Genomic DNA, 20,934 nt, shown 5'->3' with positions numbered 1-20,934 from the left:
CCCGTCGACGCCCCCGGGCCCGTACCGCCACTCCGGTACGGGCCCGGGGGCGTTTGCGGCGGCCTTCCACGGGCCGGGCCGGAAACTCCTTGCCGCGCGGGCAACCCGTTCCCCACCCCACCGCGTTCTCCAGACGTGACCGACAGAGGGACAGAGGTGGGGGCGATGGGATGGGCTCCATAGGCGGTGGCGGCGACAGCGGCGGCGCCGGCGACTTCGAGACCTTCGTCGCCGTGCGCGGCCCCCGGCTGCTGCGGGTGGCCTGGCTGCTGACCGGCGACGCCCACCTGGCGGAGGATCTGCTCCAGACGGTGCTGGCGAAGGTGTGGCCCAAGTGGCACCGCATCCGCGGCGAGAGCCCGGAGGCGTACGTCCGCAAGGCCCTGGTGCACACCCACGCCAGCTGGTGGCGCAGACGCTGGCGGGGCGAGGTGCCCCACGGCGAGCTGCCCGACCGGATCGGCGCCGCCGACGCCTACGCCGGCGTCGACCTCGAACAGAGCCTCGCCGTCGCCGTCCGCGCCCTGCCCGTGCGGCAGCGCGCCGTCGTCGTGCTGCGCTACTTCGAGGACCTGAGCGTCGAGGAGACCGCCGCCACCCTCGGCTGCGCCCCCGGCACGGTCAAGAGCCAGGCCGCCAAGGCCCTGCGCACCCTGCGGGAACGACTTCCGGGAATCCAGTCGGAGGAGGGGACGAATGACTGCTTCTACGCACGATCCGCATGACCACCACGAGTACGGCGAGGGTGAGCTGCGCACCCTGCTGGAGCTGGGGACACCCCGGCTGACCGCCCCCGACGGACGCATCGGGCAGATCAGGGGCCGCGTCGCCCGCCGCAGGCGCTACCGGGCCGGGGCGGCCGTCCTCACGGCGACCGTGCTGGCGGTCGGCGGGACCCTGGTGCCGGACGCGCTGCGCGAGGAGGGGCGGTCAGCGACCCGGCCGGCCGCCCCGCCCCCGCTGACCTCGCCGACGGAGAGCGATGTGCGCTTCGCGGACCTGTACGGGCTCACGGTGACGGTGCCCACCGCCTGGCACACCCTGGAGATCGGCCGGGACCACCAGCCGCTGTCCCCGCCCGGCGGCTTCATCGGCACCCAGGCGCTGAGCGCCAGGCCGTCGTCGTGCGTTCCGGTGGACGAGGGGGCCTGCCCGCCGCTCCAGCGGATCGGCCCGCGCGACGTACTGATCAGGGTGGAGGGGGACCGGGCCGCCGACGCCTCCACCTGGGACACCCGGGCGTTCGCGCGCAGTCAGTACATCGCCGGGTTCTGCGAACAGATCGGCGGCGGCGCCTCGTACGCCGCGGACTTCGCCGTCGAACGGAAGCCCGACGACCTGGCGGCGAACATCGAGGTCTGCATGGGCCCGGAGGCGTCCACGGCGACGCTGGGCGCCGTCCGCGCGGTGGTCGACAGCGCCCGTTTCGGTACCGAGAACGCGACGCCCGCGCCGCGGGTGCCGCCTCCGGCAGGGAAGAAGACGACGGCCGGTACGGGGGCCACTGCGGCTGCCGAGGTCGGCGCCGCCGGCGGGACCCCCGCACGATGAGAGGAAACCGGGCCGTGTCCCCGCGTACGCACCACCGCCAGGCCCGCAACCAGGCCCGCGACCAGTCCCGCGACCAGTCCCGCGACCAGGCTCGCAACCAGGCCCGCCACCGGATCCGGCCGCTCGTGGCCGCCGCGCTCGCCGCCGTGGTGCTGCTCACCGGCTGCACCGTCGGCGGGGACGAGGGAGGCGACGAGGGCGGTGACGACGGGCGGGGCGGCTCCACGGCGGCTTCGTCCGGGGCGCGCGAGCCGGGCGCCGACAAGGACACGGGCTCAGGCCCGGACGCGGAGAATCGTTCCGGCGCGGGTGCCTCCCGCCGGGAGGCCCGCCGGGGCATACCCGGACTCGGCCCCCGCACCCTGGCCCGGATCGGCGACGCCCGCCAGGTGTTCGTGGTCGGCGCCGAAGGACCCGACGCCAACCGTGCCACCGCCGCCCTCTACGAACGCCACCCCACCCAGGGCTGGCAGCGCACCGCCGGGCCCTGGCCCACCCGTAACGGCCGCAAGGGCTGGACCGACGACCACCGCATGAACGACCTGCGCACCCCCACCGGCGTCTACGGCCTCACCGACGCGGGCGGCCTGCGGCCCGACCCCGGCACCCGGCTCCCGTACGACCGGGGACCGGCGTTCGACATCCGGGGGGAGAACGCCGAGGGGGAGCCGCTGCGGGGCGCCTTCGACCACGTCGTCGCGATCAACTACAACCGAGTCCCCGGCCGGACCCCGCTCGACTGGGAGACCCCGCTCGGCATCGACCGGGGCCGGGGCATCTGGATCCACGTCGACCACGGCAGCGGCACCCAGGGCTGTGTGAGCCTGGCCCGGCCCCGGGTCGCCGAACTCCTGCGGCGTCTCGACCCGGCGGCCCGGCCGGTGGTCGCGATGGGCCCGGAGGAATTCCTCGCCCGTTGACGCGACGGGAAAGGGGCCGTGCGGCCCGGGGACGTGTTCCCCGGGCCGCACGGCCCCTTTCCGTTCCGTCACGCCTGACGGGAACCGACTACTGCTCCTTCTTCGGCTCCTCCAGGCGGGGGAAGAGCACCGCGCCCTTGGTCACCGTCGACCCGGCGGGCAGCAGACCCCACGTACCGGCGTCCTGCACCCGCTGCTCCGCCAGCTCGCCCAGCGACGCCCCGGCGCCCAGGGACTCCCACAGCGCCTGCGAGGTCTCGGGCATCACCGGGTTCAGCAGCACCGCGACGGCCCGCAGCGACTCGGCGGCGGTGTACAGGATCGTCGCCAGCCGGGCCTGGCCCTCCGGCGAGGTGTCCTTGGCGACCTTCCAGGGCTCCTGCTCGGTCAGATAGCCGTTGACCTGCTTGACGAAGTCGAAGATCGCCAGGATGCCGCCCTGGAAGTCGACCTCGTCGCCGATCTTCCGGTCCGCCTCCGCGACGGCGACGGCCATCGCCGCACGGACCGCCTGCTCGGCCTCGCCGTCGGCACTCGCCTCCGGCAGCGCGCCGCCGAAGTACTTGCCGACCATGGCGGCGACCCGCGAGGCCAGATTGCCGTAGTCGTTGGCCAGCTCGCTGGTGTAGCGGGCGGTGAAGTCCTCCCAGGAGAACGAGCCGTCCTGGCCGAACGCGATGGCCCGCAGGAAGTACCAGCGGTAGGCGTCCACGCCGAAGTGCGAGGTCAGGTCCTGCGGCTTGATGCCGGTCAGATTGGACTTCGACATCTTCTCGCCGCCGACCATCAGCCAGCCGTTCGCGGCGATGCGCCCCGGCACCGGCAGCCCGTTCGCCATCAGCATCGCGGGCCAGATGATCGCGTGGAAGCGCAGGATGTCCTTGCCGACGAGGTGCACATCGGCCGGGAAGGTCGAGGCGAACTTCTCCGGGTTCTCGTTGTAGCCGACGGCGGTGGCGTAGTTGAGCAGCGCGTCGATCCACACATAGATGACGTGCTTCTCGTCCCACGGCACCTTCACGCCCCAGTCGAAGGTCGACCGGGAGATGGACAGGTCCTGGAGCCCCTGCTTGACGAAGTTCACGACCTCGTTGCGGGCGGACTCGGGCTGGATGAAGCCCGGGTTGGCCTCGTACAGCTCCAGCAGCTTCGGGCCGTACTCGCTGAGCTTGAAGAAGTAGTTCTCCTCCTTCAGCAGCTCCACCGGCTTCTTGTGGATCGGGCAGAGCTTCTGCCCCGCGTACTCGCCCTCGCCGTCGATCAGATCGCCGGGGAGCTTGTACTCCTCACAGCCGACGCAGTACGGGCCCTCGTAGCCGCCCTGGTAGATCTCGCCCTTGTCGTAGAGATCCTGGACGAACTCCTGCACCCGGTCCGTGTGCCGCTTCTCGGTGGTCCGGATGAAATCGTCGTTCGCGATGTTCAGGTGCTCCCAGAGCGGCTTCCACGCCTCCCCGACGAGCTTGTCGCACCACTCCTGGGGGGTGACCCCGTGTGCCTCGGCAGTGCGCATGATCTTCTGACCGTGCTCGTCCGTGCCGGTGAGGTACCACACCTTCTCGCCGCGCTGACGGTGCCAGCGGGTGAGCACGTCGCCTGCGACGGTCGTGTAGGCGTGGCCCAGGTGAGGAGCGTCGTTGACGTAGTAAATGGGGGTCGTGACGTAGTACGCCGCCGCCCCCTGCTTCTCGGATCCAGTGGCCGCCATGGTCGAAATCCTACTGGCCCCGGGAAGCGCGAATCACCCGCGATGGGCGGGTGCGGGCCCGGAGAGATCCACGGAACACCCGGTAGTGGATTCTGTCCTTCCGGCCGGAGGACGCGGTGCGGACGGTTCAGGGGTACGGGGAAGGACGGACGGATGCGGGTACTGGTCGCCGAGGACGAACGGGCGCTCGCCGGCCTGATCGCCACCGGGCTGCGCCGGGCGGGTTTCGCCGTCGACACCACCCACCGGGGGGACGACGCGCTGGAGCGGCTGGACCTGTACGACTACGACGTCCTCGTCCTCGACCGGGACCTCCCCGGCGTCCACGGCGACGAGGTGGCCCGCGCCCTCGTCGCCGCCGGTGCGCGGACCCGGATCCTGATGCTGACGGCGGCGACGGCCACGGCGGAGCGGGTGCGGGGCCTCGACCTCGGCGCCGACGACTACCTCGGCAAGCCCTTCGACTTCCCCGAGCTGGTCTCCCGGGTCCGCGCCCTGCGCCGGCGCAGCGCCCGGCCGGTGCCGCCGCTGCTGGAGCGCCGGGGCGTACGGCTGGACACGGCGCGGCGCACCGCCGCGCGGGACGGCCGGGAGCTGGGCCTGTCGCCGAAGGAGTTCTCCGTGCTCCAGCTGCTGCTGGAGGCCGACGGCGCGACCGTGTCGGCGGAGGAACTGCTGGAACGGGCGTGGGACGCGCACGCCGACCCCTTCACCGGGGCGGTACGGGTCTGCATGAGCAAGCTGCGCGCGAAGCTGGGGGAGCCGGCGCTGATCGACACCGTCCAGGGTGTGGGGTACCGGCTGTGAGCCCCCGCTCGTCGCGGCCGCCGCACATGGGTCCTGGCCGGCTGGGGCCCGGATCCACGATCCGGCTGCGGATCGCGCTGGTGTACGGGGCGGTCTTCCTCGTCCTCGGCGGGGTGCTGCTGGCGCTGGTGTATCTGCTGTCCAGCGCGGGCACGGCCCAGGACGCGGCCGAGATCGCCCGTGCCGCGTCCGTACCGGAGGATTCGGGTTCGGTGGTGGTGGGTTCGGCCCCGGTGGTGGTGGGTTCGGCCCCGGTGGTGTTCGGCGACCCGACCTGGATCACCGCGACCGTCAGCGACGCCGCCGCCGCGCAACTGCTCTTCTGGTCCTTCACCGGGCTGCTGGTCATGGCGTTGTGCGCGGTGGTCGTGGGGTGGTGGACCGCCGGCCGGGTGCTGCGGCCCGTCCACACGATGACCGCGCGGGCCCGCCGGCTCTCCGAACGGAATCTCGGCGAACGGATCGCGGTGAGCGGCCCCGACGACGAGCTGAAGGAGCTGGGGGACACCCTGGACGCGCTCCTCGCCCGGCTGGAGGGCGCCATGGACAGCCAGCGGCGGTTCATCGCGAACGCCTCCCACGAGCTGCGCACCCCGCTCGCCACCCAGCGGGCCGCGATCCAGGTGGGGCTCGACCCCGGGTGCCCGGAGGACGTCGCGGCGACCCGGGACATCCTGCTGGAGGCGAACCGCCGCAGCGAGCGCCTGATCGACGGGCTGCTGACGCTGGCACGCGGCGAACGCGGACTCGGCACCGGCGAGGACGACCGGGAGGACGTCGACCTGGGCCGGGTCGCGGCGGAGGAGGCCGCGCGGTATGGGGTGACGGCCAGGGGCGCGGACAGGGCCCCCGGCGGCGGCACGGTCCGGGGCAACCGGGAGCTGCTGGGCCGTCTCGTGGGGAATCTGGTGGCCAACGCCGTGGCCTACAACGTGCCCGGCGGGACGGTCGACGTCCAGGTCACGGGCGGGGTCCTCACCGTGGTGAACACCGGTCCGGTGATCTCCGAGGAGGAGATCCCGGCGCTGTTCGAACCGTTCCGGCGGGGGGAGGGGCGGGACCGCACGGGGTCCGGCTCCGGCCTCGGCCTGTCGATCGTCCGCTCGATCGCCGAGGCCCACGACGGCCGGGTGACGGCCGGGCCCGGCCCGCAGGGGGGCCTGGCCGTCACCGTGGCGCTGCCGTCCAGGCCCTTTTAAAGAGCCTGGGGCCGCCAACCGCTGAGGACCCCGTCGTACAGCTCGGCGTCCGTGAGCCCACGGGGCGCGGGGCCGGCGTGGAAGAAGCCGGCGTTGGGCGCGGAGAGCTTGCGGAGGTAGTCGAACGCCTTGGCGTCGTGCTCGCCGAAGGCCACGAACCGCCAGTGGATCCGGGGCTCGGCCTCGGCCGCCGCGGCGAGGGCGGCGGTGGCGGCGGTCTTCGACTCGGGCGCACCGTCCGTCTGGAAGATCACCAGCGCGGGGGTGCCGGGCGCGGCCTTGGTGTGGCGGGCCACGACCTCCTCGACGGCGAGGTGGTAGTTGGTCCGGCCCATCCGCCCGAGCGAGGCGTGCAGCTCGTCGACGCGGCCCTCGTGGGCGTCGGCGGTCAGCTCACCGGTGCCGTCGATCTCGGTGGAGAAGAACACGACGTCGACGCGGGGCTCCGCACCGAGGTGCGCGGCGAGGGCGAGCGCCCGCTCGCCGAGGTCCTGGGCGCTGCCGTCCTTGTAGTACGGCCGCATCGACCCGGACCGGTCGAGCACGAGGTACACCCGCGCCTCGGCCCCGCCCGGGACCTCGTTCCGCTTCAGCGCGTCCCCGGCGGCGGCGTGCCGCGCCACGAGCGCGTCGGGAACACCGGCTGCGGCGACGGGTTCGACGTCGACATCCTGGACGGTCTCGGTCCCGGAGCCGGTTTCGGGTGCGTCCGGCGTGGGCTCGCTGCCCGACGGGACTTCGGCCTGCGGCTGCGGTGCGGTGCCGGTGCTGGTCTGTGCCTCGGCCGTCACGGTCGCCTGAGCGGCCCCGGCCTCGGTCCCGCTCTCCGGTTCCGCGTCGGGCTCGGACGTGGGGCCCGCTTCGGCCTGCGGCTGCGGCTGGGGCGCGGGGGTGGTGTCCGTGTCTGATTCGTCCCGGGCGTCGGGCTCGGCGTGGGTCTCTGCCTCGGGCGTCACGGCCGCCTGGGCGGTCCCGGTCCCGGTCTCCGGTTCTGCCTCGGGCTCGGTGCTGGTCTCGGTCTCGGGGGTGACGGTGGCCTGGGCGGTCTCAGCCTCGGTCTCGGGTTCTGCATCAGGCTCGGGCTGGGCGCCGGGTTCGGTGCTGGACTCCGCCTCAGGATCGACGGTCGCCTGAGCGGTCCCGGTCCCGGTCCCGGTCTCCGGTTCCGCCTCCGCGTCCGGCTCGGACGTGAGGCTGGCTTCGACCTGCGGCTGAGCCTGGGGCGCGAGGGTGGTGTCCGTGGCCTGCTCGTCCCGGGTGCCGGGCTCGGCGTGGGTCTCTGCCTCGGCCGTTACCGCTGCTTGGGCGGTCTCGGTGTCGGAGGCGGGAGCGCCGGTGGGTTCGGTGCCGGTGCCGATCTCCGCCTCGGGCGCGACAGCGGCCTGGACGGTGTCCGTGTCGGGCTCGGGTGCCCGGTCGGGTTCGGTGCCGGTGCCGATTTCCGTTTCGGGCATGACCGCTGCCTGAACGGTCTCGGCCTCCGGCTCCGTGCTGGCCTCTGGAGCAGCCTCCGCTTCGAGACGGGTCTCGGCTTCGGGGGCGACGGCCTCCGGACCGGTTGCCGACGGCGCTGCGGTGTCGGTGTCCGCCTCTGCTTCCGCTTCTGCGTCGGGCGCGGCGGCGGCCGCCGGAGCCCCGGTGTCGCTCTCCGTCTCCGTGAGGGCCTGCGGCGCCGGTTCGGACACGGCTGCTGGGGTCGCTTCGGCGCCCACACCGGACGCCTCGTCCGACGGTGCCTCGGGGGAAGCGGTCTTCTCCTCGTTGACCGGCGGCACTTCGGTGTCGGCCACCGTCTCCGCGACAGTGGCCTCCGCGACCGGCGCGGGCGCAGGCGCGGGCTCGGCCTCGGGCTCGGCCTCGGGCTCGGGCGTCGCCGTCTCCGCGACGACCTTCGTATCAGGCTCGGTATCGGGCTCGGGCGCCGTCGCCGGGTTGTCGGGGCCGCCCCCGGCGGTCTCCTCGGACGCGCCCTTCTGCGCCGGGACCGTGGCCTGCGGCTCGTCGGTGGTCTCCGGGGACGGCTCGGTACGGGCCTGGGCCGGCACCGACGCGGTACGCGGGCGGGCCTCGGGCCGGTCGAACGCGGCCGACACCAGGTCCGCCGCCCGGTCCTCGGGCGAGGCCGGTGACGAAGCCGGCGACGAGGGCGCCGACGGTGCGGCGGCCGACGCGCTCGGGGCCGCCGGGGTCGTCACGGGTGCCGTCACCGTGGACTTCGCCGGGGCATCCGCCGATGACTCCGCCGGCTCCGGTGCCGCCTCGGCCGGGGCCGCCGGTTCCGTGCGGGCGGCGGGTTCGGCGCGCTCGGACGACTGGGGCGGTACGGAGGGGGCCGCCCCCGCCTCTGTGGACTCCGAACGATCGCGGCCGAATACCTTGCGCAGCAAGCTCCGAATGCCCATGTGCTAGGCCTTTCGCATGAGTTGTGTGCTGTGTGGAGTTTTCTCCGCACTTGCACCAGGTTCTCCGTGGTGTGTCCTGGCCAGGGCGGACACGTAAGGTTAGCCGCCACCCGTCGCAATCCCCCGCAGGGGCGGCCCGCCCGGCTCCGGCCGTGCCCGACGGACGTTCCGCGTCGCACACACCGTCACGCGCACCGCCGGACAATGCTCCGCCCGACACCCCCTGTGGGGCTCTCCCCCGGGCCGCGTCCGACACCCCGTGGGCCGGGAACCCCCACCTCATCCGGGGATTCATTCGCCGTTCATCCCGCGTCCGCCACTTCGCCCGGGTTCACCCCTAACGTCTCGCTCGGAGAGATTCCGACAGACTGTCGGCGCGGAGCGCGCCGGAGGAGGACCACGTGCGCAGACTGCTGCCGCTGCTGAGCACCACCCCGCACGCGGGCGGGCGTTCCGCGCTCACCTGCCGCTACCGCTGCGGTGACGCCTGCTTCCAGGAGGTGCCCAACACCAGTGACAACGAGTACGCGGGCGACATCATCGCCCGTGCCCTCTCGCGCCGTTCGATGGTGCGCGCCGCCGCTGTCGTGACGGTCGCGGCCGCGGCGGGCACCACGGGTGTCCTGGGCGGCCCCGGGGCGGGCGAGGCGGTCGCGGCGCCCGTCACCCACGGTGGTCGGGGCCACGGTCGCCACCCGGGCCCGGACGGAGCCCGTGGCCTGCGCTTCTCGCCGGTCGCGCCGAACACGGACGACAAGGTCACCGTCCCCGCCGGCTATACCCAGGACGTGGTGATCCGCTGGGGCGACCCGATTCTGCGGGGAGCACCCGCGTTCCATCCGGACCGGCAGTCGGCCAGGGCGCAGGCGGGCCAGTTCGGCTACAACAACGACTTCCTCTCCCTGCTCCCGCTGCGGGGCGAGCGCGGCCGCCAGGTCCTCGTCGCCAATCACGAGTACACCGACGAGGTGCTGATGTTCCGGGGGTACGACCCGGAGAACCCGACGCGGGAGCAGGTGGAGATCGCGTGGGCGGCGCACGGCCTGTCCGTTGTGGTCGTCCAGGAGGAGCACCGGTCGGGCCGGCTCACCCCGGTGCCCCGGCACCGTCTCAACCGGCGGCTCACGGCGACCAGCCTCTTCAAGGTGACGGGTCCGGCGGCGGGCAGCCCGCTGCTGCGGACGTCGGCCGATCCGACGGGAACGCGGGTGCTGGGCACCCTCAACAACTGCGCCGGCGGGGAGACCCCGTGGGGGACGACGCTCCACGGCGAGGAGAACTTCAACCAGTACTTCGCGAACGGCTCCAGCGCCACCGACCGGCGCTACGGCATCGGTGCGGGGGCGTCGGAGCGCAAGTGGGAGCGGTTCGACAAGCGCTTCGACGTGGCGCGGGAGCCGAACGAGTCGCACCGCTTCGGCTGGGTGGTCGAGCTGGACCCGTACGACCCGGACTGGACCCCCCGCAAGCGGACGGCGCTGGGCCGGTTCAAGCACGAGGCGGCGCAGCCGCGCCTCACCGACGACGGCCGTCCGGTGGTCTACATGGGCGACGACGAACGCTTTGACTACTTCTACAAGTTCGTGTCGTCCCGCCGGATGAAGCGCGGTGACTCGCGGGCCGCCCGGGAGCACAACCGCACCCTGCTGGACGAGGGCACGCTGTACGTGGCGAAGCTGTCGGGCGACAGCCCGCAGGAGGTCGACGGCTCGGGCCGGCTCCCGGCCGACGGCGAGTTCGACGGCTCGGGGGTGTGGATCCCGCTGGCGACCGGCGATGTGTCGCATGTGCCGGGGATGACGGCGGACGAGGTGTACGTGTTCACGCGCGCCGCCGCCGACAAGGTCGGGGCGACCAAGATGGACCGCCCCGAGGACGTGGAGCCCTCGCCGCGCACCGGCCGGGTCTATGTCGCGCTGACCAACAACACCGACCGGGGCAAGCCGGGCAAGCCCGGCGCGGACGAGGCCAACCCGCGCAATGCGAACAAGCACGGCCAGATCCTGGAACTGGCGGAGAACTGGGACGACCCCACGTCCGACGGGTTCGCCTGGCGGCTCTTCCTGGTCGCGGGCGACCCGAAGGACCCCTCGACGTACTTCGCCGGCTTCCCGAAGGAGAAGGTCAGCCCCATCTCCTGCCCGGACAATGTCGCCTTCGACCCGCACGGCAATCTGTGGATCTCCACGGACGGCAACAAGCTGGGCTCGCACGACGGCCTCTTCGGGGTGGCGACCCACGGGGAGCGGCGCGGTGAGCTGAAGCAGTTCCTGACCGTGCCGACGGGGGCGGAGACCTGCGGTCCGGTCATCCAGGAGCGCCGGGTGCTGGTCGCGGTCCAGCACCCGGGCGAGGTGGACGGGGCCTCGGTGGAGAAGCCCGCGAGCACCTGGCCGGACGGCCCCGGCCGGCTGGTCCGCCCCGCCGTGGTCGCGGTCTGGCGCCGGGACGGCCGGGACATCGGCGTCTGACACTCCCCCTTCGCTCCCCCTGACCCCCCGGCGCGGCCCACCCGGAAATTCCCCGCCACCGGGCCGCGCCGGGGCCTTACAGTCGGGAGCATGAGCAACGAAGGGACAGCGGAGCCGGTACGGGTCGACTCCTGGATCTGGTCGGTGCGGCTGACGAAGAGCCGGTCCCAGGCGTCGGCGGCCTGCAAGGCCGGGCATGTCCGGGTCAACGGCACCCGCGTCAAGGCGTCGCAGACCGTCAAGCCCGGTGACCAGGTCCGTGTCTTTCACGCGGGCCGGGAGCGGATCGTCGCCGTCACCAAGGTCATCAGCAAGCGGGTGGGGGCTCCGGCCGCCGCCGAGTGCTACGTCGACAACAGCCCGCCGCCCCCGCCGAGGGAGTTCGCCGCGCCGGTCGCCGTCCGGGACCGGGGCGCCGGCCGCCCGACCAAGCGGGACCGCCGCGAGCTGGAGCGGCTCCAGCAGCACCCGCGCTGAGCCGCCCCTCACCCCGGTCACCGCCCGTCGTGCAGGTCCAGCCGGACCAGCAGCGCGCGGTGGTCGGTGTCGGCCAGCTCCAGGAAGCGGGCGGAGCGGACCGAGAAGTCCGGGCTGACCAGCACATGGTCGATCTGCGCGCCGAGCGGCCGGCCGACCATCGACGGCCAGGACGGGGTCCGGGACGCCCCGGCGAGGGTGGCGCTGCTGCGCAGATCGCCCGCGTCCAGGATGCGGCGGAACCCGGCGTGGTCGGGGGTCGCGTTGAAGTCGCCGGCGACGATCGCCGGGGTGTCCTTCATCCCGGCGACCCGGTCCCGTATGCGGTCCAGCTCGCGGCGCCAGTCCCCCACCATGCCGGGGATCGGCGGCAGCGGATGCACCAGCTGCACCCGCACCTCACGGCCCGCGATCTCGGCGACCGCCGCCGGCATGGCGAGACTGCCCTCGATACCGGGCGCCTTCCGCAGCGGATACCTGCTGAGGATCGCCGAGCCGTCCGCGCCGTACCCCTCCACCACCTCGCGGTGCGGATACTCCGCGCGGGAGAGCCGCCCACCGAGAGCCCGCGCGCAGGGCACATCGCACTCCTGGACGAAGACCAGATCGGGCCGCTCCCGCTCGACCGTCGCGACGAGGGCGTCCGTGCCCTGCCCGTACTCCACATTGGACGTGAGCACGTCGATACGGGCCAGGGTCCGCCCTGAGGGCTCGTCCGCGAGACCGGTGTCGTACGGCCGGACGAACCACGCCGTGACCGCCAGCACCACCACCGACCACACCAGCCCCACCCGCCACCGGGCGAGCAACGCCAGCACCAGCGCGACCCCGGCGGGCACGAGCAGCCAGGGCAGGAAGGCCAGCAGCTGCGGCACGGGCGTGACCCCGTCCGTGTCGGCCGCCCGGCAGGCCACGACCACGGTGGGCACGACGAGCAGCAGCCCCGCGAACCAGGACGCCACCCGCGCCCGCCGCGACCGCCACCGCAGCGCGGCCCGCACCTGCTCCTCGGTCCGGGACGCCCCCGGCCCCGGCCCGGGCGCGGCCTCCGGCCCGGTGTCCTCGATGGTGGGGGAGCGGTCCACGGCAGCCTCCGGCTGAAACGACGTCACGACACCGTACGCACCCGCCGCGTACGACCTCTTCGCACACCAGTCTCGCCGATTCCGCCCGCGCCCCCGCGCCCCTGTGGATAACTCGGGTGGCGCCCCGCCCCACACCTGTACGAGCCCGGCCTCGCGCTACCCGCCCGCGTCGATACGAGGACGTCGCGCTCGTCGGGAGTTCCACCCTGTCGGCCCGCGTCGATGCGGGTGGGGTGCGCTCGTCCGGGGTCCCGGCTGTCCGGCCCGTGTCGGTACGGGGTCCCGCGCCTTTCTTTCCCCCGCCTGGGGTACCGGCCACCTCCGCTGACTCCGTGGGCGGGGGTGCAGGGTCGCCCCCGCAGGGGATCGGCGGAGGCTCGCCCGCACCGGACCTGGTGAGTACGCTCGCCGACCCCGAGGAGGTGAGCCCGGAGGCCCCGCCAACCCGCACCACCACCCGGGCCCGGAACAGGCCGCACAAATCCCGCCTCGCCGTCGACCCGAGCAAAAACCAGCCTCGCCGGCGATTGAGGCGCGGGGGCCTCGGGGGCTGGCCCCCGACGACGACCCGAGCAATTCAGCCCCGGGGGGACCCCCACGAGGCTCGACTTGCGCGGGTCGACCCGGCCCGAGTCAGTGGTGCGGGACGCGGGGGGCTCGCGGGAGCTGCGCCGTACCGCCCCCGGTCTGATCAGGGTCTTCGCCGCGCACGACGCCCGGGAGTACACCGCGCTCAGCGAAGAAACGGCACGTCCCGTGGGGTGGTCAGGACGGTGCGCCGGGGAACGCCCGTACGGGCGGAGGGTGCAGGGGCCTGCGCGCCGTACCCCGGCCTCAGCCGCCGTCCCCCGACCCCGCCGGGAACCCGCCCGTCGCCACCGGCCCCCAACGCCTCGGTGTGACCCGGATCAGGGACTTCCCCTGCCGGACCATGGCCTCCCGGTACTCGGCCCAGTCCGGGTGCTCCCCGGCGATCACCCGGAAGTACTCCACGAGCGGTTCGACCGACTCCGGTGCGTCGATGACCTCCGCGTCGCCGTCGATCTGCACCCAGGGCCCGTCCCACTCGTCGGAGAGCACGATCACGCTCACCCGGGGCTCCCGGCGGGCGTTGCGGGTCTTCGCCCGTGCCGGGTACGTGGAGATCACGATCCGGCCCGAGTCATCGACGCCGCAGGTCAGCGGGGAGCCCTGCGGGCTGCCGTCCGCCCGGGTGGTCAGCAGGATCGCCCGGTGGCGCGGGCGGACGAACTCCAGCAACGCGTCGAGGTCCACCGTGGTGTTGGTGGCGATGTGGGGTGACATGGGCCGCAGCCTAACGCCGGGCCTCGCCCCCGGCAGCGGAGCGCACGGCTCCGGCGCAGGTTATCTGGCCAGAAAGACCGGGCGTTCAGGAACCCCTGGCCGCTGTCTCCCGTGCGGCACCGGACGGGAGGCCGGCTTCCCGGTCCCCGCTGTCGTCGCCGGTGTCGTTCTTCAGCGCGACCTCCTTGATGAAGAGGGTCACCACCAGCGCGACCAGCGCGAACGGCGCGGAGTAGAGGAAGACGTCCGCGACCCCGTGCCCGTACGCCGCCTCCGTCACCGTCCGCAGCGGCTCCGGCAGCGCGGCCATGTCCGGGATCCCTCCGCCGCCGGCGCCGGACTGCACCAGGGCCGTCCCCTCGGGACCCAGCTCGGCGAGCCCGTCCTCGACATGGCCGCCGACCCTCGTCGCGAGGACCGCCCCCAGCGCGGAGACGCCGATCGCGCCGCCCAGCGAACGGAAGAAGACCACCATCGAGGAGGCGGCACCCAGGTCCCGCGCGGAGACCTGGTTCTGGGTGCACAGCACCAGGTTCTGCATCATCATGCCGAGCCCGAGCCCCATCACCGCCATGGAGGCGGCGAGCTGCCAGTACTCCGTGTCGTACCGGATCCCGCCCAGCAGCGACAGACCGGCCGTCAGCAGCACCCCGCCGCCGACCAGCCAGACCTTCCAGCGGCCCGTACGGGTGATGATCCATCCGGAGACGGTCGAGGAGAGGAAGAGCCCCGCGATCATCGGGATGGTCATCAGCCCCGACATCGTCGGCGAGAGGCCCCGGGCCAGCTGGAAGTACTGGCTGAAGAAGACCGTGCCCGCGAACATCGCCACGCCGACGAAGAGCGAGGCCAGCGACGACAGCGCGATGGTCCGGTTCCGGAACAGCCGCAGCGGGATGATCGGCTCGCTCGCCCTGGTCTCGGTGACCAGGAACGCGGCGCCGAGGAGCACCGAGCCGGCGACCATGGCGGCCGTGTGCCAGGAGATCCAGTCGTAGCGGTCACCCGCGAAGGTGACCCAGATCAGCAGCAGCGAGACCGCCGCGCTGAGCAGCACCGCGCCCGTCCAGTCGACCTTCACCCGGCGCTTGATCACCGGCAGGTCGAGCGTCCGCTGCAACACGACCAGCGCGATCGCCGCGAACGGCACCCCGATGTAGAAGCACCAGCGCCAGCCCAGCCAGTCGGTGTCCGTGACGAGGCCGCCGAGGACCGGCCCGCCGACCGTCGCGACCGCGAAGGTCGCCCCGAGGTAGCCGCTGTAGCGGCCGCGCTCGCGGGGCGCGATCATCGCGGCCATGATCACCTGGGAGAGGGCGGTGAGTCCGCCGACGCCGATGCCCTGGACCACCCGGCAGGCGATCAGCATGCCGGTGGACTGCGCGAGCCCCGCCACCACCGAACCGGCTATGTAGATCAGCAGGGATATCTGCACCAGCAGCTTCTTGCTGAAGAGATCGGCGAGCTTCCCCCAGAGCGGGGTGGTCGCCGTCATCGCCAGCAGCGCGGCCGTGACCACCCAGGTGTACGCGCTCTGCCCGCCGCCGAGATCGTTGATCATCTGCGGCAGGGCGTTGGAGACGATCGTGGACGAGAGCATGGCGACGAACATGCCGAGCAGCAGCCCGGAGAGCGCCTTCATGATCTGGCGGTGCGTCATCGGGGGCGCGGGGGACGTGGCGTCGTCGGCGGAAGCGGCGGGTCCGGTGGAAAGGGGGGAAGCGGCGGCACCGCCGGAACCGCTCACGGCTCCGTCGGCGGATGGGGTCGAGGCCATCGGGGTGGGTCTCCTTCAGCTCTCGGGTTCAGCTCTCGGGTCCGTCGAGGGGGAGCGTGCGGCAGTCCCCGAAGGAGTCGCGCAGCCGGGCGAGCATCGTGATCAGCTCGCCGACCTCGTCATCGGTCCAGTCATGGAGATTGCGGGCGAAGAGTTCGGTGGTCCGCCCGTGCAGTTCGGTGAGCATCCCCCGGCCCGCCGGGGTCAGCCGCAGGATGCGGGACCGCCGGTCGTGGGGGTCGGGGGCCCGCTCCACCCAGCCCCGTTCGACGACATGGGTGACATGCCGGCTGGAGACCGAGGTGTCGACGGCCAGCAGCTCGGCGAGCCGGCTCAGCCGCAGCTCGCCGTGGCGGCCGAGGAGGGCCAGCACGGCGGACGGCCCGGAGGGGCACTCGACCGGCAGCGAACGGGCGAGACCGCGCCGCAGGGCGCCGATCGAACTGAGCTGACGGGCCAGCTCCGCGTACAGGCTCGGTGCGGCCACGTGGGTCCCCCCGGAGAACGACAGCGAAAAATCATTGCTTAGGGCAACGATAGATTGCACGATAGAGGTAGATGGTTGCTGTAAGCAAATTAATGGCGAGGGGTGGCGGCGACGGGGGCGGGGCGCGGTGCCACCGGCGCCCGGGCCGACCCGAGTTGGGCCGCCTTCCGGGGTTCGCTAGGGTCGTGCCCCATGGCACACAACCCCCATGCCCCCCAGGGCGGGCACCCGCAGGGCCACGACCCCGCCGGCAGCACCCAGATGTTCCGCGCGTTCGTCGACGAGGGAGCGCCCCAGGGCGGCGGTGGCCGCAGGTCGGCCCCCGCACCGGCCGGCCCCCGGGTCGGACTGATCGCCGGCGTCATCGCGGGGATCGTCGTCCTCGGCGCGGTGGCCTGGCTGGCGTTCGCGTAACCCACGGCCACACCCGCCGGCTGCCCGTACGGGTCCGTACGCATCCATCCACACGCGGACGGCGCCCCGCCGAGGCGGAGCGCCGTCACCGCGACCCGGTCAGACCGCGCGGCAACCGGGGGAGACCCGGTCGGCCCGGCCCGCTCAGTCGGAGATCAGCAGCCCGTCCCGCAGCTGCGCGAGCGTACGGGTCAGCAGCCGGGAGACGTGCATCTGCGAGATGCCGACCTCCTCGCCGATCTGCGACTGCGTCATGTTGGCGAAGAAGCGCAGCATGATGATCTGCCGCTCCCTGGGCGGCAGTTTGGCCAGCAGCGGCTTCAGCGACTCGCGGTACTCCACGCCCTCCAGGGCCGTGTCCTCGTACCCCAGCCGGTCCGCGAGCGAGCCCTCGCCGCCGTCGTCCTCCGGGGAGGGGGAGTCCAGCGAGGACGCCGTGTACGCGTTGCCGACGGCGAGCCCGTCGACGACGTCCTCCTCCGACACGCCCAGCACGGCGGCGAGTTCGGGCACGGTCGGCGAGCGGTCCAGGCGCTGCGCCAGCTCGTCACTGGCCTTGGTGAGCGCGAGCCGCAGCTCCTGGAGCCGGCGCGGCACCCGCACCGACCAGGAGGTGTCCCGGAAGAAGCGCTTGATCTCGCCGACGACGGTCGGCATGGCGAAGGTCGGGAACTCCACGCCGCGTTCGCAGTCGAAGCGGTCGATCGCCTTGATCAGGCCGATCGTGCCGACCTGGACGATGTCCTCCATGGGCTCGTTGCGGCTGCGGAAACGGGCCGCCGCGTAGCGCACCAGGGGCAGGTTCAGCTCGATCAGGGTGTCCCGCACATAGGTGCGTTCCGGGCTGGCGACGGGGCCGTCCGGGCCCGGGGCCGCCTCGGCGTCCAGTGCGCGCAGCCGCAGGAACAGGGAGCGGGAGAGGGTCCGGGTGTCGAGGGCGGCCTCCGGGCCGCCGGACGTGATCGGCACCGTGCCAGTCGGTACGGGCGAGAGCGTGAGCACCTTCGAGCTGCCCTGTTCTTCGGACATGCCACCCCCTTTGAGGTCGCGTACGGTCGCGGGTGGCCGCGACCAACGGAGGAACGCAGCCTGCACCTGAAATACCGGCCACAAGGCTGCGGCAAACGCGTCTTCCGCAGAATGTCACATGTCGGCAACACGTCGAAGAGATAAGTCGACACTGTCCTGGAGAAACGCCGCAGCGTGCGGGGGGTGCGGGACGTTCCGTCCCCAGCTGTCCGCCCCTTCTCGGTCTACCCGTTCCGGCTACGCTTCGATCCTGTTTGCGGATCGCAATCGGGCGAAGCTGCGGGCCAACAGTCTTGACACATGCATCTGGGAGACCCCCAGTTCCTGGCTGATCTGTGACTGCGTCAGATTGCTGTAGTAGCGGAGCATGAGAATCCGTTGCTCCCGCTCGGGCAGTTGCACGAGCAGATGACGGACGAGGTCACGGTGCTCGACGCCGGCCAGCGCGGGGTCCTCGTAACCGAGCCGGTCGAGCAGGCCGGGCAGCCCGTCGCCCTCCTGCGCGGCCTCCAGCGAGGTGGCGTGATAGGAACGCCCGGCCTCGATGCACGCGAGCACCTCGTCCTCGCCGATGCGCAGCCGCTCGGCGATCTCGGCGGTGGTCGGGATCCGGCCATGCGCCGTGGTCAGATCCTCGGTCGCGCCGTTGACCTGGACCCACAGTTCATGGAGTCGGCGGGGTACGTGGACGGTACGGACGTTGTCGCGAAAGTAGCGTTTGATCTCGCCGACGACGGTGGGCATGGCGAAGGTCGGGAACTGGACGCCCCGGTCCGGATCGAAGCGGTCGATCGCGTTGATCAGACCGATCGTGCCGACCTGGACCACGTCCTCCATGGGCTCGTTGCGGCTGCGGAACCGGGCCGCCGCGTACCGCACCAGCGGCAGATTCGCCTCGATCAGGGCGCCCCGCACCCGGGTGTGCTCGGGGGTCCCCGGTTCGAGCTGCTTCAGCTCGGCGAAGAGCACCTGGGTGAGGGCACGGGTGTCGGCCCCCCGGCCCCCGGGCCGTGCGCCGCTGTCCCCGTCTCCGTCCCCGTTCCCGCTCTCGTCCCCGTCCCCCGGCGGCTCGCCGTCCGCCTCCTCGCCTGCGCCCGCCGCACTCTCCGCGCCCGCCGCGGCCCCGGCTGCGCCCTCCGGGGGGTCCGTGGCGGCCTCGTCCGGGGTGTCGTCCGTATCGTCCTTGCCGTTCCGCCGGGCGGGGGTGACGGTGGCGGTGGCGGGCTGCTCGTCCGGGCGCTCGTTCTGGGGCAGCGCTTCAGGCGCGGTACTGGCCGGCACGGTCACGCCACCCCTTTGCGGTCATCAGCGGAACTCATCCATCAAAAGCGGTCATAGCATCACAAGACATGTCCACTGTGTGCAAGCACCCGATAACACCGTGTTGTAGGCAAGTTGAGGTCCCGACGCAAAAGGACCCCCCGCCCTGAGGGCGAGGGGTCCCGGGGTGCTCCATCCGGCCGAACTTCGTACGCATGTACGGAGCAGGGACGTGTGTGCGTACGTACTGACGTGCGACGAGAGGGTGCGGCGACGAGAGGGTGCGGCGGCGAGGGGACGAGGCGAGGGTGTGCGGCTCAGACCTCGTAGTCGGCGATCACCCAGGTGGCGAACTCGCGCCAGCGCTCGGCGGCGGCCTGGTGGGCGGGGTGCTGGAGATAGCGCGTCAGCGCCTCCCGGTCGGCGACGGCCGAGTTGATCGCGAAGTCATAGGCGATGGGCCGGTCGCTGATGTTCCAGGCGCACTCCCAGAACTCCAGTTCGGGTACGAGTCCGTCCAGTTCCTCGAAGGCCCGCACGCCGGCGGCCACACGGGGCTCGTCCCGGGCGACGCCGTCATTCAGCTTGAAGAGGACCAGATGACGGATCAAGGGACACTCCTCGGTCGTGGCCCGGCCGGTCGCCGGGGCCCGGGGCGGGCTCGTCCGGGCCTATTCGACCAGCTCGGACAGGAAGTCGCCGACGCTCTTCGCGGCGCTGGATATGCCCTCGAAGCCTATCTGGACCAGGTCCGCCGCCTTGTCCGGGGCGGTGATCACGATATAGAGGAGGAAGGCCCCCACGACATAGACCGCCACCTTCTTCGCCTGCGCCATGGATGTGCGTCCTCCCCGCTGTCCCTGCTGTCCCCGCTGTCCCGCTGGTCTCGCCGGCCCCTGCCGCTCCCCGATCCCGGCGGGACCCCGGAGAGTCGCGGAAGTCTAACCGAGCCTTTAAGGACCAAGGGCCCGGGGAAGGGGGCCGTTCGCCGCCCGTACCGAGGCCTCCGGGGGAGCACGATGGGAGGCGAAGTCCGCGGGGATCTGGCAGGAGCCCGGCGGACCGGGGACCGGACCCACGCTGCGGGGCCCAGCTTCCGTATGTACCCCCGACTGCGGAAATGGGCTTGTGGAGAGGTCTCCCACGCCGGGGGGAGCGGCCACCGCGCCGCTTCCCCCGCCCTGACCCGAAGGAGCCCCGTCCCCCTCACCGGACGGGGCTCCTTCGTCTGCGGACCCGCTCAGCCCCGGGCGGCCGCCCGGCCCCCGCAGGCCATGCGGTACGCCGCCGTCGCGTGCGCACGCGACGCAGGCGGGACGACCCCGCATTCGAGCAGCACGGTGGAGCGCTTGTGCCAGGTCGCGACCGTGCCGCGCACCGGCGCCGCGCCGTCGCACTCGTAGGTGAAGCCGGCCTCGACGGCCGTCACTCCCACACCGGAGGCGAACTCCTTGCCGCTGCCGGTGAACTCGACCGTGAACTTCGACCCCCCGGAGTCCTGCTCGTCCCCGGGCAGACCCACCTTCGCCCCGGGCCGGGCCAGGGCGTTCCCGCCGGTTCGCAGCCGCTCCTCCAATGAGGTCAGCAACCTCTCGGTGTCCACGGGCGCGTCCACCGTCACGGCCGAGCGCACATCCTCGACGGGGGTGAACGCGTACGCGACGAACGTGCCCTTCCGCTCCGGGGTGTCCTCGACGGGCTCCGAGAAGGCCACCAGCCGTGGCTTCTGCCGCACCTCGCTCCAGCGGACGACCCCATCGGCACAGACCGCCGGGGACGCCGAGACCACCGCGGCGGCCTCCTTCCGGGGCGCGCTCTCCTTCCGGGGCGCCGCTTCCCCGTCCCCGCCCTGACACCCCACCAGCACCAGCACCAGGCCCGCGACCCCCGCCGCCACCGCGCCGGTCATCGCTCTTCCGGTGATACGTGACCTCATCCGCTTCCCCCGTCGTCCTGTCGGTTTGTCGGCCCGCTCCGATGACGACGACCCCGCCGTCGGCCCTCGGCCGCGGGGCCCACGGAGGTGGCCTCTGTCCCCGGGA

General features: G+C 72.8%; 19 protein-coding genes. 8 read left to right on the top strand and 11 right to left on the bottom strand.

Features of this window, described 5'->3' with window-relative positions; all coding sequences use genetic code 11:
* The first annotated feature begins 170 nt into the window (after positions 1–170).
* The 3 genes from SYYSPA8_RS20275 to SYYSPA8_RS20265 all read left to right on the top strand — a co-directional run bounded on the left by SYYSPA8_RS20275 (position 171) and on the right by SYYSPA8_RS20265 (position 2,471).
* Positions 171–725 carry a SigE family RNA polymerase sigma factor gene (locus SYYSPA8_RS20275; protein ID WP_323448645.1) on the top strand — a complete coding sequence of 185 codons (555 nt, stop codon included), beginning with the start codon at positions 171–173 and terminating at the stop codon, positions 723–725.
* Complete coding sequence (locus SYYSPA8_RS20270; protein ID WP_323448644.1) at positions 697–1,551, top strand: hypothetical protein; 855 nt, start codon at positions 697–699, stop codon at positions 1,549–1,551. The genes SYYSPA8_RS20275 and SYYSPA8_RS20270 overlap by 29 nt, the downstream gene beginning before the upstream one ends.
* A gap of 113 nt (positions 1,552–1,664) precedes the next feature.
* Complete coding sequence (locus SYYSPA8_RS20265; RefSeq protein ID WP_407706045.1) at positions 1,665–2,471, top strand: L,D-transpeptidase family protein; 807 nt, start codon at positions 1,665–1,667, stop codon at positions 2,469–2,471.
* Between the two features lie 88 nt (positions 2,472–2,559).
* Here the strand turns inward: SYYSPA8_RS20265 and metG are convergent, their stop codons facing one another.
* A complete protein-coding gene (gene metG / locus SYYSPA8_RS20260) occupies positions 2,560–4,179 on the bottom strand; it encodes a methionine--tRNA ligase (protein ID WP_323448642.1) in 1,620 nt (539 codons plus the stop codon).
* Positions 4,180–4,332: 153 nt separating this feature from the next.
* Here metG and SYYSPA8_RS20255 point away from each other — a divergent pair, with 153 nt between their 5' ends.
* Positions 4,333–4,986, top strand: a complete 654-nt coding sequence (locus SYYSPA8_RS20255; RefSeq protein ID WP_323448641.1) for a response regulator transcription factor — start codon at positions 4,333–4,335, stop codon at positions 4,984–4,986.
* Between the two features lie 26 nt (positions 4,987–5,012).
* Positions 5,013–6,185, top strand: a complete 1,173-nt coding sequence (locus tag SYYSPA8_RS20250; RefSeq protein ID WP_323448825.1) for a sensor histidine kinase — start codon at positions 5,013–5,015, stop codon at positions 6,183–6,185.
* On the opposite strand, the gene SYYSPA8_RS20245 is transcribed toward SYYSPA8_RS20250, so the two are convergent.
* A complete protein-coding gene (locus SYYSPA8_RS20245; RefSeq protein ID WP_323448640.1) occupies positions 6,182–8,587 on the bottom strand; it encodes a VWA domain-containing protein in 2,406 nt (801 codons plus the stop codon). The genes SYYSPA8_RS20250 and SYYSPA8_RS20245 overlap by 4 nt on opposite strands.
* 401 nt (positions 8,588–8,988) lie before the next feature.
* Here SYYSPA8_RS20245 and SYYSPA8_RS20240 point away from each other — a divergent pair, with 401 nt between their 5' ends.
* On the top strand, positions 8,989–11,058 hold the full coding sequence (locus tag SYYSPA8_RS20240) for a PhoX family protein (RefSeq protein ID WP_323448639.1): 2,070 nt from the start codon (positions 8,989–8,991) through the stop codon (positions 11,056–11,058).
* A gap of 90 nt (positions 11,059–11,148) precedes the next feature.
* Positions 11,149–11,535: an RNA-binding S4 domain-containing protein gene (locus tag SYYSPA8_RS20235; RefSeq protein ID WP_323448638.1), complete on the top strand. Its 387-nt coding sequence runs from the start codon at positions 11,149–11,151 to the stop codon at positions 11,533–11,535.
* A gap of 17 nt (positions 11,536–11,552) precedes the next feature.
* On the opposite strand, the gene SYYSPA8_RS20230 is transcribed toward SYYSPA8_RS20235, so the two are convergent.
* The 4 genes from SYYSPA8_RS20230 to SYYSPA8_RS20215 all read right to left on the bottom strand — a co-directional run bounded on the left by SYYSPA8_RS20230 (position 11,553) and on the right by SYYSPA8_RS20215 (position 16,189).
* Positions 11,553–12,647, bottom strand: a complete 1,095-nt coding sequence (locus tag SYYSPA8_RS20230; protein WP_407706038.1) for an endonuclease/exonuclease/phosphatase family protein — start codon at positions 12,645–12,647, stop codon at positions 11,553–11,555.
* Positions 12,648–13,454: 807 nt separating this feature from the next.
* Entirely contained in the window at positions 13,455–13,925 is a 471-nt protein-coding gene (locus SYYSPA8_RS20225) for a PPOX class F420-dependent oxidoreductase (RefSeq protein ID WP_323448637.1), read from the bottom strand.
* A gap of 85 nt (positions 13,926–14,010) precedes the next feature.
* On the bottom strand, positions 14,011–15,585 hold the full coding sequence (locus tag SYYSPA8_RS20220; RefSeq protein ID WP_323448823.1) for an MDR family MFS transporter: 1,575 nt from the start codon (positions 15,583–15,585) through the stop codon (positions 14,011–14,013).
* Between the two features lie 145 nt (positions 15,586–15,730).
* Positions 15,731–16,189: a MarR family winged helix-turn-helix transcriptional regulator gene (locus SYYSPA8_RS20215; RefSeq protein WP_323448636.1), complete on the bottom strand. Its 459-nt coding sequence runs from the start codon at positions 16,187–16,189 to the stop codon at positions 15,731–15,733.
* A 192-nt stretch (positions 16,190–16,381) separates the two neighbouring features.
* On the opposite strand from SYYSPA8_RS20215, the gene SYYSPA8_RS20210 reads away from it, so the two are divergent.
* Complete coding sequence (locus SYYSPA8_RS20210) at positions 16,382–16,603, top strand: hypothetical protein (protein WP_323448635.1); 222 nt, start codon at positions 16,382–16,384, stop codon at positions 16,601–16,603.
* A 144-nt stretch (positions 16,604–16,747) separates the two neighbouring features.
* Here SYYSPA8_RS20210 and SYYSPA8_RS20205 read toward each other — a convergent pair whose 3' ends face one another.
* The 5 genes from SYYSPA8_RS20205 to SYYSPA8_RS20185 form a co-directional block, all read right to left on the bottom strand.
* On the bottom strand, positions 16,748–17,632 hold the full coding sequence (locus tag SYYSPA8_RS20205; RefSeq protein WP_323448634.1) for an RNA polymerase sigma factor SigF: 885 nt from the start codon (positions 17,630–17,632) through the stop codon (positions 16,748–16,750).
* A 237-nt stretch (positions 17,633–17,869) separates the two neighbouring features.
* Complete coding sequence (locus SYYSPA8_RS20200) at positions 17,870–18,913, bottom strand: RNA polymerase sigma factor SigF (protein ID WP_323448633.1); 1,044 nt, start codon at positions 18,911–18,913, stop codon at positions 17,870–17,872.
* Between the two features lie 296 nt (positions 18,914–19,209).
* Positions 19,210–19,503, bottom strand: a complete 294-nt coding sequence (locus SYYSPA8_RS20195; protein ID WP_323448632.1) for a Dabb family protein — start codon at positions 19,501–19,503, stop codon at positions 19,210–19,212.
* Positions 19,504–19,563: 60 nt separating this feature from the next.
* On the bottom strand, positions 19,564–19,728 hold the full coding sequence (locus SYYSPA8_RS20190; protein WP_323448631.1) for a hypothetical protein: 165 nt from the start codon (positions 19,726–19,728) through the stop codon (positions 19,564–19,566).
* Between the two features lie 404 nt (positions 19,729–20,132).
* A complete protein-coding gene (locus SYYSPA8_RS20185) occupies positions 20,133–20,828 on the bottom strand; it encodes a hypothetical protein (protein ID WP_323448630.1) in 696 nt (231 codons plus the stop codon).
* Between the last annotated feature and the right edge of the window lie 106 nt (positions 20,829–20,934).

Origin of the sequence: Streptomyces yaizuensis (genome assembly GCF_034961445.1) — a bacterium.
GTDB classification, from domain to species: Bacteria; Actinomycetota; Actinomycetes; order Streptomycetales; family Streptomycetaceae; genus Streptomyces; species Streptomyces yaizuensis.
This window is presented reverse-complemented; position numbering and strand designations above follow the sequence as displayed.